Source organism: Desulfobacula toluolica Tol2 (assembly GCF_000307105.1).
In the GTDB taxonomy this organism is placed as follows: domain Bacteria; phylum Desulfobacterota; class Desulfobacteria; order Desulfobacterales; family Desulfobacteraceae; genus Desulfobacula; species Desulfobacula toluolica.
The window spans coordinates 2,366,503-2,383,331 of record NC_018645.1; the positions used below are offsets into that span (position 1 = coordinate 2,366,503).

15 protein-coding genes are annotated in these 16,829 nt (G+C 41.7%); 8 read left to right on the plus strand and 7 right to left on the minus strand.

Annotated features, from left to right (window positions below; translation table 11 throughout):
- Positions 1 to 104: 104 nt before the first annotated feature.
- Together TOL2_RS10860 and TOL2_RS10865 are read right to left on the minus strand one after the other, a co-directional pair.
- A complete protein-coding gene (locus TOL2_RS10860; RefSeq protein WP_014957514.1) occupies positions 105 to 1,190 on the minus strand; it encodes an IS91 family transposase in 1,086 nt (361 codons plus the stop codon).
- Positions 1,187 to 2,062, minus strand: a complete 876-nt coding sequence (locus tag TOL2_RS10865) for a tyrosine-type recombinase/integrase (protein WP_014957515.1) — start codon at positions 2,060 to 2,062, stop codon at positions 1,187 to 1,189. Before TOL2_RS10865 ends, TOL2_RS10860 begins: the two co-directional genes overlap by 4 nt.
- Before the next feature lie 270 nt (positions 2,063 to 2,332).
- Between TOL2_RS10865 and TOL2_RS10870 the strand changes: the two genes are divergently transcribed.
- The 4 genes from TOL2_RS10870 to TOL2_RS10885 all read left to right on the plus strand — a co-directional run bounded on the left by TOL2_RS10870 (position 2,333) and on the right by TOL2_RS10885 (position 5,371).
- The gene (locus TOL2_RS10870; RefSeq protein ID WP_041279429.1) at positions 2,333 to 2,782 is read left to right on the plus strand and encodes an ATP-binding protein; all 450 of its coding nucleotides are present in this window, start codon (positions 2,333 to 2,335) and stop codon (positions 2,780 to 2,782) included.
- 276 nt (positions 2,783 to 3,058) lie between these two features.
- A complete protein-coding gene (locus tag TOL2_RS10875; protein ID WP_148278098.1) occupies positions 3,059 to 3,979 on the plus strand; it encodes a hypothetical protein in 921 nt (306 codons plus the stop codon).
- A 2-nt stretch (positions 3,980 to 3,981) separates the two neighbouring features.
- Entirely contained in the window at positions 3,982 to 4,674 is a 693-nt protein-coding gene (locus tag TOL2_RS10880) for an orotate phosphoribosyltransferase (RefSeq protein WP_014957517.1), read from the plus strand.
- Between the two features lie 19 nt (positions 4,675 to 4,693).
- Positions 4,694 to 5,371 (plus strand): queuosine precursor transporter, encoded by a 678-nt coding sequence (locus TOL2_RS10885; protein WP_014957518.1) that lies wholly within the window; start codon positions 4,694 to 4,696, stop codon positions 5,369 to 5,371.
- A 222-nt stretch (positions 5,372 to 5,593) separates the two neighbouring features.
- Here the strand turns inward: TOL2_RS10885 and ltrA (TOL2_RS10890) are convergent, their stop codons facing one another.
- The gene (ltrA, locus tag TOL2_RS10890; protein ID WP_014957509.1) at positions 5,594 to 6,934 is read right to left on the minus strand and encodes a group II intron reverse transcriptase/maturase; all 1,341 of its coding nucleotides are present in this window, start codon (positions 6,932 to 6,934) and stop codon (positions 5,594 to 5,596) included.
- Positions 6,935 to 7,336: 402 nt separating this feature from the next.
- Between ltrA (TOL2_RS10890) and TOL2_RS25155 the strand changes: the two genes are divergently transcribed.
- The 3 genes from TOL2_RS25155 (at position 7,337) to TOL2_RS10905 (ending at position 8,820) form a co-directional block, all read left to right on the plus strand.
- Complete coding sequence (locus tag TOL2_RS25155) at positions 7,337 to 7,477, plus strand: hypothetical protein (protein WP_173391124.1); 141 nt, start codon at positions 7,337 to 7,339, stop codon at positions 7,475 to 7,477.
- 97 nt (positions 7,478 to 7,574) lie between these two features.
- Positions 7,575 to 7,775, plus strand: a complete 201-nt coding sequence (locus TOL2_RS10900) for a hypothetical protein (RefSeq protein ID WP_014957519.1) — start codon at positions 7,575 to 7,577, stop codon at positions 7,773 to 7,775.
- Positions 7,744 to 8,820 carry an LPO_1073/Vpar_1526 family protein gene (locus TOL2_RS10905; RefSeq protein ID WP_232508126.1) on the plus strand — a complete coding sequence of 359 codons (1,077 nt, stop codon included), beginning with the start codon at positions 7,744 to 7,746 and terminating at the stop codon, positions 8,818 to 8,820. Before TOL2_RS10900 ends, TOL2_RS10905 begins: the two co-directional genes overlap by 32 nt.
- Before the next feature lie 93 nt (positions 8,821 to 8,913).
- On the opposite strand, the gene ltrA (TOL2_RS10910) is transcribed toward TOL2_RS10905, so the two are convergent.
- The 3 genes from ltrA (TOL2_RS10910) to TOL2_RS10920 form a co-directional block, all read right to left on the minus strand.
- Positions 8,914 to 10,254: a group II intron reverse transcriptase/maturase gene (gene ltrA, locus TOL2_RS10910; protein WP_014957509.1), complete on the minus strand. Its 1,341-nt coding sequence runs from the start codon at positions 10,252 to 10,254 to the stop codon at positions 8,914 to 8,916.
- An 813-nt stretch (positions 10,255 to 11,067) separates the two neighbouring features.
- The gene (locus TOL2_RS10915; RefSeq protein ID WP_014957514.1) at positions 11,068 to 12,153 is read right to left on the minus strand and encodes an IS91 family transposase; all 1,086 of its coding nucleotides are present in this window, start codon (positions 12,151 to 12,153) and stop codon (positions 11,068 to 11,070) included.
- Positions 12,150 to 13,025, minus strand: coding sequence for a tyrosine-type recombinase/integrase (locus tag TOL2_RS10920; protein WP_014957515.1), 876 nt, complete (start codon positions 13,023 to 13,025; stop codon positions 12,150 to 12,152). The genes TOL2_RS10915 and TOL2_RS10920 overlap by 4 nt, the downstream gene beginning before the upstream one ends.
- Before the next feature lie 1,592 nt (positions 13,026 to 14,617).
- On the opposite strand from TOL2_RS10920, the gene TOL2_RS10925 reads away from it, so the two are divergent.
- Positions 14,618 to 15,091 (plus strand): hypothetical protein, encoded by a 474-nt coding sequence (locus tag TOL2_RS10925; protein WP_051012347.1) that lies wholly within the window; start codon positions 14,618 to 14,620, stop codon positions 15,089 to 15,091.
- Between the two features lie 288 nt (positions 15,092 to 15,379).
- On the opposite strand, the gene ltrA (TOL2_RS10930) is transcribed toward TOL2_RS10925, so the two are convergent.
- A complete protein-coding gene (ltrA, locus tag TOL2_RS10930) occupies positions 15,380 to 16,720 on the minus strand; it encodes a group II intron reverse transcriptase/maturase (protein WP_014957521.1) in 1,341 nt (446 codons plus the stop codon).
- Between the last annotated feature and the right edge of the window lie 109 nt (positions 16,721 to 16,829).

Here is a 16,829-nt window from a genome sequence, read left to right on the forward strand (position 1 = left end):
ATTAAAATACCGTCAATTTGGCGTACGGATACTGAAGCATGTCGATAGTCATTTATCAGGCTGTTTTTAAAGTCGAGCAACACCGGGTAGTCAGTTTTGTGAAGTTATCCGGGCCTGCCTCTTGGTTCCGGCTTTGCAAAGAAAATAAATTTCAAATCATGCCCGCAATGGCTGCATTTAATACCCGGTATTTCAAGTTCCGGGATTTTAATAAAAAGAGCAATAATGTCATGGATGAATGAGATGAGTTCACGGATTTTTTCTATGGACAATGCGCTGTTGGGATTGAGAAATCCATAATGTCTAATTTTCATAAACCCTTTGGGAAGAACATGCTGCAAGAATCGTCGGATAAACTCCATGGCATCCAATGCCATAGTTTTCCACTTCTTTTTTTCACGGTCTTTATACAAAAATTTGATGACGCCATTTTCAATGCTTTTAATACGATTATTGGAGATGGCAACCCGGAACACATATCTTGAAAGATAGCGCAGGGAATTTTGTCCCTGCCCCACGGCCTGGCTGTCAATCACCCATTGCTGTTTCCATACTGCGGAATCAATTTTATCGAGCAGCCCGGCTTTTTTTATGGCATCTTTGAATTTGGCTTTAAAAATGACCGCCAGAGGTTTTGTGTGAACAAACAGATCCTGTCTGGAAGAAAGCCATTGGTCATTATCAGATAAAGCACCTCCGGGAATTATTATATGCAAATGTGGATGATACTGAAGCATGCCGCCCCATGTGTGGAGGGCTGCCAGATATCCGATTCGATCAGATCCGATAAACCGTGTATCTTGTGCCAGTTTTTTCAGGGCTTCATTGGTGCATGAAAACAGGGCACCATAAGATAATTTTTGATGAGACCTTACAACATCCCGCAGGCCCTGGGGAAGTGTAATGGTTAACAGGAAATAATAGGTCGGCAGCAGCTTTTTCATCTGCTGATCCAGCCATTGGTCCGCTTTACTCTGCTGACAGTTGGGACAATGACGATTGCCGCAGCAGCAGTGAATAAAATGCAGATTACGGCAGTCATCACATTCATACACCATTGTTCCAAAGGAACCCTTTCTGCAGGCACTGATATCCCGTATGGTTTTTTTATGAGACTTCGGCATTCGATCTCCATAAAGTGTCAGATATTTCGGCCCATACATTTGGAAGATTTTTTGAACAGCACTCATGACAACACCCCCTGCATGACTTTGGAAACTTTGTCATTGGAATCAACTTGGGCCTGTGTGGTCACATGCAGATAAATCATGGTGCTTTTAAGGGTTTTATGGCCTAATATTTTTTGCACATGGCGTATGGGGATATTAGCTTCCAGCAAATGCGTCGCATAGGCATGGCGGAAGACATGAGGGTGAACATGTTTTTTAAACTTCAGGCGTTTCAAAGTAGATCGCAAAACGCCTTGAACCCCACTGTCACTGACATGATTTTTGGCATATTGAGCGTCCTTACCGCCATTGCGGCCCAAAGCAGGGAATATCCATTTTGAATTGCGATGGGTTTTATAGTATTTGCGCAACGTCAACAGGGTTATTTTGGGTAAAGGCACCGTCCTGTCCATGGCACCCTTTCCACCGTGAATATGCACAAGTCCCCTGTCGGAAAGAATATCTTTGACCTGAAGTGTTGTTGCCTCCCTTAAACGCAGTCCCATGGAATATAATGTCAAATAAAATGCATGACTTTGCACAGTGGGAAGGGCATAAATAATCTTTCTGACTTCCTCCAGACTCAGAATAGTCGGTAAGGTCTGCTCACGCTTCCATTTGATGTCGTTGAAAATGTTCCAGGACCGGACCAGCGTTTTGGTAAAAAAATGCTGAATACCAGAGTAACTGATCCGCAGAGTAGCAGCGCTCCAGCCGAATTCATTCTGGCAGCAAAGCCAGTATTGACGGAGCTGTTCTTCAGTGATATCTTCTAATGGTTTATTGTAAAAGCGCTGTAGTCTTAAAACCGAACTGGTATAGGATTGAATGCTCCTTTTTGCATAACCGGCAAGTTGGAGATCTTCTTTAAAACGTTTGATTAAATTGCTCATGGTATCTTCCTTTTTTCTTTAACCTTGTCGGGTGAAGATACCGACCTGCAAGCCGGTAACAAGATACCATGAGCAATGGAATTGAACAATGATGATACGGCTTAATCTGCCGCGCAGCGGCTTACTTGAACAGGCGGGTGAACCGGACAGCAAGGGTCTCCTTCTTTTTAAAGGTTAAAAAAACTTTTGGATGATGTGCTTCCAATGAATTTTATTGGAAACCCTTGCTGCCCGTTACCCAAGCGTTAACATAAAAAAACAGTTATGAATATGAATTACGTTATTTGTGGTCCTCCTGGTAGCGGGAAAACTACTTATGTAAAAAAAGAATCAAATAGTGGTGATTTGATCATTGATATGGATGCTTTATCTCACGCAATATCTGGACAACCTTGGTATCAAAAGCCATCTCACATTCTACCATTCGTAAAAAGTGTTCGAGATCATTTGTATAAGCTGATAGTAGAGCCACCAATTAATGGTCATTTCAATAATTCATGGGTTATCAATTGGGGTGCCCTTGCTAAAGATAGAGAGCAATTGAAAAAATTATTAAATTCGAAAGTTATAATACTTGAAACTTGTGAAAAAGAATGTTTGAGGCGAATAAAAAATGATTCACGGAGAAGTGACAATATCGATAGTTGGGAAAAGCTAATTAAAAAATGGTGGAATGAATACGAACGACAAGAAGGCGATACAATAATAGGCTTTGATTAATGATATTGTCAAATATGGCTGGTTAATATGGGAAATAATATAAAAACATTTTACAAATTAAAGGACTTGCTACTCAGCTCTACAAATTGCAATTTCACATACAGGTTTCCTGACAATAGGACTTTCATAGCAAGCTTTATTCATAATAGCAACAACAAGAAAGAGATCATAGTCAATGATATTTTATGTAATGATTTTAGAAAGCTAAACTATTTGAAATCTGAAATATCTAAATGCCCGAACTATATATCAATATGGGATCATAGACGAAGATTATTGTTTTCAGAAGAAGATTATAAAAAGTACAAAGAGACAGTATTTAATGGATTGCCATCAATAGGTGGAATTAATTATGTTTACAAAAATGATAGTATTAGTAAAAAAAAACATAAAAATTTCATCAGAGATATAGAAGAATCTATAGATCCATTTTTCACTTCTCATCAACTGACTTCCACTATTATTGCTAAGTTTATCAACTCATTGCTTGATGAAGTTGGGATTTGTTGTCACAGCATAATTCCATCTGGATCTATTGCTCGACGTACTTGCATTACGAAAAATAAGCATACTATTGATTATGATTATCTAGTAGAGTTGGATACTTTTGATGATGATAATATATTGCAAGCATGTAATTTGTTTGCAGAAAAAACCTCTGCCAAAATTCTTGAAGGAAATCGCCCCTCTCAGTGGCACTTAGGAGAAGTGCAATTTCATGATAAAATTATTGATGTTGATGTGACATTTATACTCAAATTGCCAAATAATATTGTAATTACGCATATGGCCAAACAGCTGCAATATACTAATATCTTAAAAAATCATGGGGAATCTGTATTAAAGTCTATCTTAGCCAATATAATTGCTGCAAAATCAATATTTAAAAATGCCTTAACCTCAAAGGCTTCAAACGTGGTAGGGTTAGGAGGCATTGGAATCGAGACATGGATAGTTCAGAGTGGGGGATCAATGCTGAATGCATTTATTGATTTCAAAACAATTTTTTCTCAGAACCTATATGATATCCCTCCAGAAGTGTACAATTCTGAATTATTATTATTTAATGATCCTGGGGTTGCGCACAAAAAAGACTTAATGAATGACAATTATTTGGTTTCTTTATTTTCTAACCAGAAGGATAAAAGTATACAACATATGATATCGATTGTAGATTCGTATTTAGAGCAAATTTAGTTATGGATAAATCAAAAAGTTCCTTTATATCTTTAATGTGGAATGCTGGAGCCATAAAGACAAGCAGCATTTTTGAGAATAAAGATATACTCTTTAACTCTTCCGGGTATGCTACTCCTATCTTTATTGACGTAAACGCAATTTTATCAGATGTAAAACTGTTCGAAAAAATTATGAAGTTGTTAATAGAAGACAATATACATAAAATCAGCAATATAGATATTGTTTGTGGAGTAGCATCAGGAGGATTAATTCCAGCGTGGTTAGCTGCCAAGCAGCTTTCATTGAAACTTAACAAAAATATCGGGACAATATATATTAAATTTGAAAATAAGATAGATTTTTCATCAAATAATAGTATTTCCGGACTCACTAAAAACCAAACAGGAAAATGTTGTAATTGTTTGGTCATAGATGATGTTGTGCATTACTCTAGACATTCTTTAGCTTCAATGGATACCTTAATTGAATATGGAATCAAAGTCAGAAGTGTTGGCTCTTTAGTGACGTATGAAAATCCAATAGCAACCAAAAATTTTTCAAAATATGAAATAACACATTTTTCTTTTTGTTCTGCCAGAGAAATTATTATTTTTCTGCATGAAAATGCTCTTATAAATAATGATGTATTCCAAGATTTATCTTCTTTTATTGACAATCCGTCACTATGGAGAAAACATAACAAACTACCTTGATCTGAAGGAAATAACAAAAATGGCCAACTATAATACTATTAACAATTCATTTAGCGACAAATCTCTTAGAACATATATTATCCTATGTTCTGTTTTTTGTGGTAGTTTGGTTATGAATACAGTTATAGGAACAAAAATTGCTCATATTGGAGGGCTTTACGTCCCTGCAGGTATTTTCTTGTGGAGTTTAACATTTCCAATAACTGACATTGTTAGTGAGGTCTATGGTAAGAAATATGCTATGTATTTTGTTATTGGAGGAGCAATAGTTTTGCTGTTATCATTAACATCTATTCAGTTTGCAATCTTGCTACCATCTGCACCTTTCTGGACAAAGCAAGAAGCTTATAAAGCTGTCCTTGATAGCAATACTCGGACATTGTTCGCTGCAATTTGTAGTTTTTTAATATCTCAATTCGCTGATGTAACAATTTTTAGTTGGCTTAGGCATAAAACAACTGGAAGGTTTTTATGGTTAAGAAACAATGTTTCTACATTCATTTCTCAATCATTAGCTTGTGGTGTCTTCCTCCTAGTTGCTTTTGGAGGGACAATTAGCCCAGAAAGCATGATAAAACTATTTTCAACTAATTTGATTGCAAGATGGTTATTAGCTCTTACTGACACACCAATTGTTTATCTTGGTGTAACAACCATCTATAGAATGCACCCTCAGCTCGCTAATGACCACTATTGAATAATGAAATTATAAATCTCAAAAGTTACATTTACGTTGCTTTTGAATGAAAATTCATGTCAATTATATAGAGATTTTGAGCATCCATTTTAGGGGCTTGTAGGCAATTATTTTATAGAACAACATAAATGTTATCGGGATAGGACCCCCCATCACTGAGGAGCCCTCCCACACCACCGGACATACGGATCGCGTATCCGGCGGTTCGGCTGATCAGGCAGATTAGTTCCCGGGCAGAAATAATCCAAGAGAAAGGAAATATTTGTTTGGCAGAGCCATGACAACCCATTTAACCCTGCTCATGCGCCAGTGTTTCTTGCGGGAATTTCCGCAAGTGACGGCATATTGAAACGGTATGCCTCGTTTAAGCAGGTTCCGGATTTTCGTTCCGGGATTTTTCCACTGTTTCCATACAACACATCTCAAGCGGCGGATAATCCAGCCGTTCAAGGACTTGAATATGTGTCTTGCTTCGGTGAGACAGTAATAATTCCACCATCCCCTGATGTACATATTCAATTTATCAATGATCTGGGGAAGACTTAGACCACAGTTCCGGTTTGTTAATTCTCGAACCCTTTCTTTGAAGCGCTCGATTGTTTTCCGGTGTATGCGGATCTTGGTCTTGCCGCACATACTGATAAATGTGTAGCCGAGAAATTTGTCCAGCCATGGTCGGCTGACCTTGCTTTTCTCTTCATTGACCTTGAGCCTGAGCTTTACGGTTATAAACCGTGTAACACTTTTCATAACACGTTCGGCCGCTTTCTTGCTCTTGAGATATATGACAAAGTCATCAGCGTATCTGACAAATTTATGCCCTCTTTTCTCCAACTCTTTATCCAGTTCATCCAAAACGATATTTGAGATCACTGGTGAAAGAGGGCCGCCTTGAGGAGTTCCTTCAGCGGCAGATACAACCACCCCGTCGATCATGACACCGGCTGTTAAGTAACTTCGGATAAGCTTGAGAACCCGCTTATCCTTTATTCTTTCAGCCAGACGGCTCATGAGGCGGTCATGGTTCACTCTGTCGAAAAATTTGGAAAGATCCATATTAACAGAGTGTGTATATCCTGAGAGCAGATAAACTTTGCCTTGGAGTATGGCATCATGCTGGGATCTTCCAGGTCTGAATCCATGACTGGACTCAGAAAAATGCGGGTCCCATATTTGCTGCAATATCTCGCTGACGGCTTGCTGGATCAAACGATCCAAAACTGTTGGAATGCCGAGCAGTCTTACTCCGCCATCGGGTTTAGGAATTTCTTTCCTTTTCACCGGTAATGGCTTGTAGTTTCCCTGCAGCAACTTTCCCTTAACTTTGGGCCAGTGGCGTCTGAGGTAACCCGGTAGTTGATCAACGGTCATGTTGTCGATTCCAGGTGCCCCTTTGTTGCTACGGACCCTTTTTAATGCTCTGAACATGTTTCCCCTTTCAAGGATAAACTCCATGAGTCGGGAACTTTCTGTCGGACTTTCGGTGATCTGTAACGCTGTGAACATTTCCATCTGCTGTGGCAATATGTCCATAAGTATACACCTCCTATTTGTCTCTATCATTTACCCGTACCATTCGGTCCGGGCACCGTTCGGGCCTTCACCGGGGTGAGTCCTCCGTGGAATTCACGGCTCGTTTTCCTGCGGCTACTATGCCCTCTGCTGACTTCTTCCATGCGGTCGGAGCAGGTTACCCTGCCCTCAGCCAATTTCTGCCGCACGCGGCATCCCAGGGCAGCATGGAAGATCTCCCGGGGTAAAACACACGTCTTTCAATACGTGGGTGCCGAGTATACGGACATTGCCTATAATGGATAGAGGACTTTACCTTGTGTTGCAGGCTCGTCCCGCAAATGCACGCCTAACTCGATTTCTGTACGTCACCCCGTACTTTTGTGCCACTCCGCCTCGGCGAAGCCACTGCCTTCCGGAGTACCGTCACCGGGACCCCGTTGTGATAACACTATGCCCTTCGCCTCCATCTGGCTGGGCTTGGGACTTGCCTTGACTTCCATAAAGGAAGATGCAGGCTCACCCTTAAGACGTGTGCCGTGCCCGGCACACAACAGGCGGGTGAACCGGACAGCAAGGGTCTCCTTCTTTTAAAGGTTGAAAAAACTTTTGAATGATGTGCTTTCAATCAACTTTCTTGGAAACCCTTGCTGCCCGTTACCCAAGCGTTAGAATCTTACGGGAGAATATTTTGGATACCATCACAGAATGGATTAACAGCAATTACACATGGATATTCAGTGGGATTGGAGTTCTCATAATAGGCTCAATAATCACCTTTTTTAAAAAGAAAAGTTCAAACGTCATCAATAGAAGTCAGCGTTCAGGGAATAATTCTACTAATATTCAGGCAGGTGGAAATGTTGAGTTTACTCAAAAAAATGACAAATAAATCCAATCAAAAGCAAGACGCTGGTGATAACTCCACAAATTTACAAGGCCAGCAAGTTATTGTGAATCAAGGCATTTCCTACGCAGACGCAAAAGAAATTGCGAATGATGTGTTCAAGGCTAATTTTATTGAGTTAAAAAAAGAAGCTGCTGCTATTGCACAAAAAAGAGCAGAAGAGGTTACTGACAAAATAATCTCACAGCTTACAGAACGGCATCCTGAGTCTATTGGTGAATTTGAACAACCAGCAATGCAAGATGCCCTATTCACTGTACAAAAACAGTATGCTATGAGCGGAGACGAGGATCTTGGGGATTTGCTTGTAGATATCTTAGTTGATCGAGCTTCTGAGCCTAAGAGAAATATGGTGCAAATTGTACTTGATGAATCACTTAGTATTGCTCCTAAATTAACAATCGAACAATTAGACACATTAACTCTAAATTTTCTATTAGTCAGCACCAGACGAATAGATGTGAAAAACTATAATGAGCTTGTAGCTCACTTTAATAAAAGAATCATCCCCTTTGTGGAGAACTTGTCTGATTCCCACTCTGATTATACCCATATTGAGTATTTAGGCTGTGGCCATGTTAGAACAGGAAATTATGGCCAATTAGAAAAGCGACTCAGAGAAACATATAAAGCATTTTTTTCCAAAGGTTTTACTGAAGAAGAGTTAGTTGACGAGATTGGTGAAGAACATAACCTGCAAGGGTTAATTATTCCGTGTTTCCATGAACCGACAAAGTTGCAAATCGGTGTGTTTGATGAAGATGTTCTTGAGCGAATAATTGATAAAAATGGACTTAGTGAAGAAATAAAAAATAAACTAAAACAATATTGGCAAAATACTACAAAATCACAAGGCGAAGTGAAAACGATGCTTCTGGAGGCAATACCAGAGATGGAAAAGATTTTCGATGTTTGGGGCAAAGCATCTTTTAATCGACTTGAACTGACCAGCGTAGGCATCGCAATTGCTCATGCCAATTACAGAAGAAAGACCGGGGACACAATGGATCTTTCTATATGGATAAAATAATTCTATCGGGATAGGACCCCCCATCACTGAGGAGCCCTCCCACACCACCGGACATACGGATCGCGTATCCGGCGGTTCGGCTGATCAGGCAGATTAGTTCCCGGGCAGAAATAATCCAAGAGAAAGGAAATATTTGTTTGGCAGAGCCATGACAACCCATTTAACCCTGCTCATGCGCCAGTGTTTCTTGCGGGAATTTCCGCAAGTGACGGCATATTGAAACGGTATGCCTCGTTTAAGCAGGTTCCGGATTTTCGTTCCGGGATTTTTCCACTGTTTCCATACAACACATCTCAAGCGGCGGATAATCCAGCCGTTCAAGGACTTGAATATGTGTCTTGCTTCGGTGAGACAGTAATAATTCCACCATCCCCTGATGTACATATTCAATTTATCAATGATCTGGGGAAGACTTAGACCACAGTTCCGGTTTGTTAATTCTCGAACCCTTTCTTTGAAGCGCTCGATTGTTTTCCGGTGTATGCGGATCTTGGTCTTGCCGCACATACTGATAAATGTGTAGCCGAGAAATTTGTCCAGCCATGGTCGGCTGACCTTGCTTTTCTCTTCATTGACCTTGAGCCTGAGCTTTACGGTTATAAACCGTGTAACACTTTTCATAACACGTTCGGCCGCTTTCTTGCTCTTGAGATATATGACAAAGTCATCAGCGTATCTGACAAATTTATGCCCTCTTTTCTCCAACTCTTTATCCAGTTCATCCAAAACGATATTTGAGATCACTGGTGAAAGAGGGCCGCCTTGAGGAGTTCCTTCAGCGGCAGATACAACCACCCCGTCGATCATGACACCGGCTGTTAAGTAACTTCGGATAAGCTTGAGAACCCGCTTATCCTTTATTCTTTCAGCCAGACGGCTCATGAGGCGGTCATGGTTCACTCTGTCGAAAAATTTGGAAAGATCCATATTAACAGAGTGTGTATATCCTGAGAGCAGATAAACTTTGCCTTGGAGTATGGCATCATGCTGGGATCTTCCAGGTCTGAATCCATGACTGGACTCAGAAAAATGCGGGTCCCATATTTGCTGCAATATCTCGCTGACGGCTTGCTGGATCAAACGATCCAAAACTGTTGGAATGCCGAGCAGTCTTACTCCGCCATCGGGTTTAGGAATTTCTTTCCTTTTCACCGGTAATGGCTTGTAGTTTCCCTGCAGCAACTTTCCCTTAACTTTGGGCCAGTGGCGTCTGAGGTAACCCGGTAGTTGATCAACGGTCATGTTGTCGATTCCAGGTGCCCCTTTGTTGCTACGGACCCTTTTTAATGCTCTGAACATGTTTCCCCTTTCAAGGATAAACTCCATGAGTCGGGAACTTTCTGTCGGACTTTCGGTGATCTGTAACGCTGTGAACATTTCCATCTGCTGTGGCAATATGTCCATAAGTATACACCTCCTATTTGTCTCTATCATTTACCCGTACCATTCGGTCCGGGCACCGTTCGGGCCTTCACCGGGGTGAGTCCTCCGTGGAATTCACGGCTCGTTTTCCTGCGGCTACTATGCCCTCTGCTGACTTCTTCCATGCGGTCGGAGCAGGTTACCCTGCCCTCAGCCAATTTCTGCCGCACGCGGCATCCCAGGGCAGCATGGAAGATCTCCCGGGGTAAAACACACGTCTTTCAATACGTGGGTGCCGAGTATACGGACATTGCCTATAATGGATAGAGGACTTTACCTTGTGTTGCAGGCTCGTCCCGCAAATGCACGCCTAACTCGATTTCTGTACGTCACCCCGTACTTTTGTGCCACTCCGCCTCGGCGAAGCCACTGCCTTCCGGAGTACCGTCACCGGGACCCCGTTGTGATAACACTATGCCCTTCGCCTCCATCTGGCTGGGCTTGGGACTTGCCTTGACTTCCATAAAGGAAGATGCAGGCTCACCCTTAAGACGTGTGCCGTGCCCGGCACACAACAAATAAAGGATTAGTAACCGTGCCGAGGCACGAGGCTCGGTACTAATCCTATGGTTCAAGAAGCCGCGGATCAATAGGGGGAAAGGTTAACGATTTGCTGGATGTGTTTATGACAAGATGTGATTAAAATATCAAAAGATGGCCTTTATCCTGATGTAAAAATCAAAATTCAGGTCGTTTTCAGCCCTTAAAACCCAGGTCAAAAATTAAAATACCGTCAATTTGGCGTACGGATACTGAAGCATGTCGATAGTCATTTATCAGGCTGTTTTTAAAGTCGAGCAACACCGGGTAGTCAGTTTTGTGAAGTTATCCGGGCCTGCCTCTTGGTTCCGGCTTTGCAAAGAAAATAAATTTCAAATCATGCCCGCAATGGCTGCATTTAATACCCGGTATTTCAAGTTCCGGGATTTTAATAAAAAGAGCAATAATGTCATGGATGAATGAGATGAGTTCACGGATTTTTTCTATGGACAATGCGCTGTTGGGATTGAGAAATCCATAATGTCTAATTTTCATAAACCCTTTGGGAAGAACATGCTGCAAGAATCGTCGGATAAACTCCATGGCATCCAATGCCATAGTTTTCCACTTCTTTTTTTCACGGTCTTTATACAAAAATTTGATGACGCCATTTTCAATGCTTTTAATACGATTATTGGAGATGGCAACCCGGAACACATATCTTGAAAGATAGCGCAGGGAATTTTGTCCCTGCCCCACGGCCTGGCTGTCAATCACCCATTGCTGTTTCCATACTGCGGAATCAATTTTATCGAGCAGCCCGGCTTTTTTTATGGCATCTTTGAATTTGGCTTTAAAAATGACCGCCAGAGGTTTTGTGTGAACAAACAGATCCTGTCTGGAAGAAAGCCATTGGTCATTATCAGATAAAGCACCTCCGGGAATTATTATATGCAAATGTGGATGATACTGAAGCATGCCGCCCCATGTGTGGAGGGCTGCCAGATATCCGATTCGATCAGATCCGATAAACCGTGTATCTTGTGCCAGTTTTTTCAGGGCTTCATTGGTGCATGAAAACAGGGCACCATAAGATAATTTTTGATGAGACCTTACAACATCCCGCAGGCCCTGGGGAAGTGTAATGGTTAACAGGAAATAATAGGTCGGCAGCAGCTTTTTCATCTGCTGATCCAGCCATTGGTCCGCTTTACTCTGCTGACAGTTGGGACAATGACGATTGCCGCAGCAGCAGTGAATAAAATGCAGATTACGGCAGTCATCACATTCATACACCATTGTTCCAAAGGAACCCTTTCTGCAGGCACTGATATCCCGTATGGTTTTTTTATGAGACTTCGGCATTCGATCTCCATAAAGTGTCAGATATTTCGGCCCATACATTTGGAAGATTTTTTGAACAGCACTCATGACAACACCCCCTGCATGACTTTGGAAACTTTGTCATTGGAATCAACTTGGGCCTGTGTGGTCACATGCAGATAAATCATGGTGCTTTTAAGGGTTTTATGGCCTAATATTTTTTGCACATGGCGTATGGGGATATTAGCTTCCAGCAAATGCGTCGCATAGGCATGGCGGAAGACATGAGGGTGAACATGTTTTTTAAACTTCAGGCGTTTCAAAGTAGATCGCAAAACGCCTTGAACCCCACTGTCACTGACATGATTTTTGGCATATTGAGCGTCCTTACCGCCATTGCGGCCCAAAGCAGGGAATATCCATTTTGAATTGCGATGGGTTTTATAGTATTTGCGCAACGTCAACAGGGTTATTTTGGGTAAAGGCACCGTCCTGTCCATGGCACCCTTTCCACCGTGAATATGCACAAGTCCCCTGTCGGAAAGAATATCTTTGACCTGAAGTGTTGTTGCCTCCCTTAAACGCAGTCCCATGGAATATAATGTCAAATAAAATGCATGACTTTGCACAGTGGGAAGGGCATAAATAATCTTTCTGACTTCCTCCAGACTCAGAATAGTCGGTAAGGTCTGCTCACGCTTCCATTTGATGTCGTTGAAAATGTTCCAGGACCGGACCAGCGTTTTGGTAAAAAAATGCTGAATACCAGAGTAACTGATCCGCAGAGTAGCAGCGCTCCAGCCGAATTCATTCTGGCAGCAAAGCCAGTATTGACGGAGCTGTTCTTCAGTGATATCTTCTAATGGTTTATTGTAAAAGCGCTGTAGTCTTAAAACCGAACTGGTATAGGATTGAATGCTCCTTTTTGCATAACCGGCAAGTTGGAGATCTTCTTTAAAACGTTTGATTAAATTGCTCATGGTATCTTCCTTTTTTCTTTAACCTTGTCGGGTGAAGATACCGACCTGCAAGCCGGTAACAAGATACCATGAGCAATGGAATTGAACAATGATGATACGGCTTAATCTGCCGCGCAGCGGCTTACTTGAACAGGCGGGTGAACCGGACAGCAAGGGTCTCCTTCTTTTTAACGGTTGAAAAAACTTTTGAATGATGTGCTTTCAATTAACTTTTTTGGTAACCCTTGCTGCCCGTTACCCAAGCGTTGGGGGCAACCTACAAGCCAGTTGTATCGTTGTAGTTTAATTTTACTGTTTGTGGAACGTGTATAATCACTGGCCACCGACATAAGGCGGAACAATTTGAACCGATTGATGCGAGTCTTCCAGAAGCACCTTATTATACGGAGTGTCTTGGCCTAAAATGGCAGCCTAATCACTAAAATAAGATTATTGATTTTGTAGTAAATTTAGCAGGGCTATTCCTCAAAAAAATAGTTCCAGATCAATTTTCTGGAAGAGGTTTTCTGTCTGTAAATCTTCAAAATAGAGTTTTCCAGAATAGGCTGTGTTTTACAGGATGTCCCGAGTTAAATCAGCAATAATTTTATGCAGATATGCTATTGACCTTTGTAAAAAAAAATAGAACCCTCGGTGCCCCAACCAGCGGGTGAACCGGACAGCAAGGGTCTCCTTCTTTTTAAAGATTGAAAAAACTTTTAAATGGTGTGCTTTCAATTAACTTTATTGGAAACCCTTGCTGCCCGTTACCCAAACGTTGGGGGCAACCTACAAGCCAGTAGTATTGTTGTAGTTTGATTTTACTGTTTGTGGAACGTGTATAATCACTGGCAACCGACATAAGGCGGAACAATTTGAACCGATTGACGTGAGTCTTCCAGAAGAACCTTGTTATACGGAGTGTCTTGGCCTAAAATGGCAGCCTAATCACTAAAATAAGATTATTGATTTTGTAGTAAATTTAGCAGGGCTATTCCTCAAAAAATAGTTCCAGATCAATTTTCTGGAAGAGGTTTTCTGTCTGTAAATCTTCAAAATAGAGTTTTCCAGAATATGCTGTGTTTTACAGGATGTCCCGAGTTAAATCAGCAATAATTTTATGCAGATATGCTATTGACCTTTGTAAAAAAATAGAACCCTCGGTGCCCCAACCAGCGGGTGAACCGGACAGCAAGGGTCTCCTTCTTTTCAACGGTTAAAAAACTTTTAAATGGTGTGATTCCAATTAACTTTATTGGAAACCCTTGCTGCCCGTTACCCCAACGTTATCTTAAAAAACACAAACACATGAAAAATCAGGCTACCGGCGTAAGGCGAGACAGTTTGCACTGGTTGATGAGAGTCTTCCAGCATATAAATCTCAAAAATAGGACCTTCCAGAAGAAGCTTATTCTACGGGGTGTCCCGGCTTAAGAGACGCAGAAAAAAATAACACCACAAAAATTTAATCTGTACAAATGGGGGTATTGACAGTCCATTTTTCAATGCCATAATTTGTGCTGAGACACAGAGCTTATTTTTGTGTAGGTCAAATCATACCCATATGGATGTATTTATTTCTATGTCCCTTACCGTTATGTGATAGGAATGGAATGGAACAAATATTACAAAACATAGCCGACCCTTCATGGTGGTTTACAGGAACCTTCTTTGTCGTTTTCGGAATTGCATTGATAAATCTTCCGAAAGTATGGCGCAAAGCTATGGTCATCATGCCGGCACTAAATCAACAAATTTATAGGTGGAAAGAACTAAAAATTTTATTAATCATAAAAAGAAACAGACAGCATGAAGTTAAAATAATTTGGCTCATTGGGCGGTATTGGTGCCTATCAACTGTCACAATAATCTACATGGGTTTCCTTATAATTTCTTACATCTTATCAGAGCCCCCTTCCGAGGTAATCAATTTTATAAAATTTCACTACAAAACACTAATAAAATATTTCCCAATTGTTGTCCCTGCCTATCTGCTTGCACTATTCACAATGTGGGAAAAAGAATTGTTACGACGAATTATTGAAGAACACATAAAGTGGAAAAATCGTATAAAAACTCACTTGTAAAGGACAGCAAGGGGCCAGTGGTTTTGGTTTTAAAATTATTTTTTTGCAACAGAGGCTTTCAAGGTGTTCTAAAAAGACTTGTTCCACTTGCTCTCTCACAGCTCAAGCGTTAGGGATTCGTTTTTGTGTTGTGGCATCACTAATGGAAAAGTATCGCTCGTAGTTGTTAACAATATGATAAAAATAGAACTAATCAGATATCGGGATAGGACCCCCCATCACTGAGGAGCCCTCCCACACCACCGGACATACGGATCGCGTATCCGGCGGTTCGGCTGATCAGGCAGATTAGTTCCCGGGCAGAAATAATCCAAGAGAAAGGAAATATTTGTTTGGCAGAGCCATGACAACCCATTTAACCCTGCTCATGCGCCAGTGTTTCTTGCGGGAATTTCCGCAAGTGACGGCATATTGAAACGGTATGCCTCGTTTAAGCAGGTTCCGGATTTTCGTTCCGGGATTTTTCCACTGTTTCCATACAACACATCTCAAGCGGCGGATAATCCAGCCGTTCAAGGACTTGAATATGTGTCTTGCTTCGGTGAGACAGTAATAATTCCACCATCCCCTGATGTACATATTCAATTTATCAATGATCTGGGGAAGACTTAGACCACAGTTCCGGTTTGTTAATTCTCGAACCCTTTCTTTGAAGCGCTCGATTGTTTTCCGGTGTATGCGGATCTTGGTCTTGCCGCACATACTGATAAATGTGTAGCCGAGAAATTTGTCCAGCCATGGTCGGCTGACCTTGCTTTTCTCTTCATTGACCTTGAGCCTGAGCTTTACGGTTATAAACCGTGTAACACTTTTCATAACACGTTTGGCCGCTTTCTTGCTCTTGAGATATATGACAAAGTCATCAGCGTATCTGACAAATTTATGCCCTCTTTTCTCCAACTCTTTATCCAGTTCATCCAAAACGATATTTGAAATCACTGGTGAAAGAGGGCCGCCTTGAGGAGTTCCTTCAGCGGCAGATACAACCACCCCGTCGATCATGACACCGGCTGTTAAGTAACTTCGGATAAGCTTGAGAACCCGCTTATCCTTTATTCTTTCAGCCAGACGGCTCATGAGGCGGTCATGGTTCACTCTGTCGAAAAATTTGGAAAGATCCATATTAACAGAGTGTGTATATCCTGAGAGCAGATAAACTTTGCCTTGGAGTATGGCATCATGCTGGGATCTTCCAGGTCTGAATCCATGACTGGACTCAGAAAAATGCGGGTCCCATATTTGCTGCAATATCTCGCTGACGGCTTGCTGGATCAAACGATCCAAAACTGTTGGAATGCCGAGCAGTCTTACTCCGCCATCGGGTTTAGGAATTTCTTTCCTTTTCACCGGTAATGGCTTGTAGTTTCCCTGCAGCAACTTTCCCTTAACTTTGGGCCAGTGGCGTCTGAGGTAACCCGGTAGTTGATCAACGGTCATGTTGTCGATTCCAGGTGCCCCTTTGTTGCTACGGACCCTTTTTAATGCTCTGAACATGTTTCCCCTTTCAAGGATAAACTCCATGAGTCGGGAACTTTCTGTCGGACTTTCGGTGATCTGTAACGCTGTGAACATTTCCATCTGCTGTGGCAATATGTCCATAAGTATACACCTCCTATTTGTCTCTATCATTTACCCGTACCATTCGGTCCGGGCACCGTTCGGGCCTTCACCGGGGTGAGTCCTCCGTGGAATTCACGGCTCGTTTTCCTGCGGCTACTATGCCCTCTGCTGACTTCTT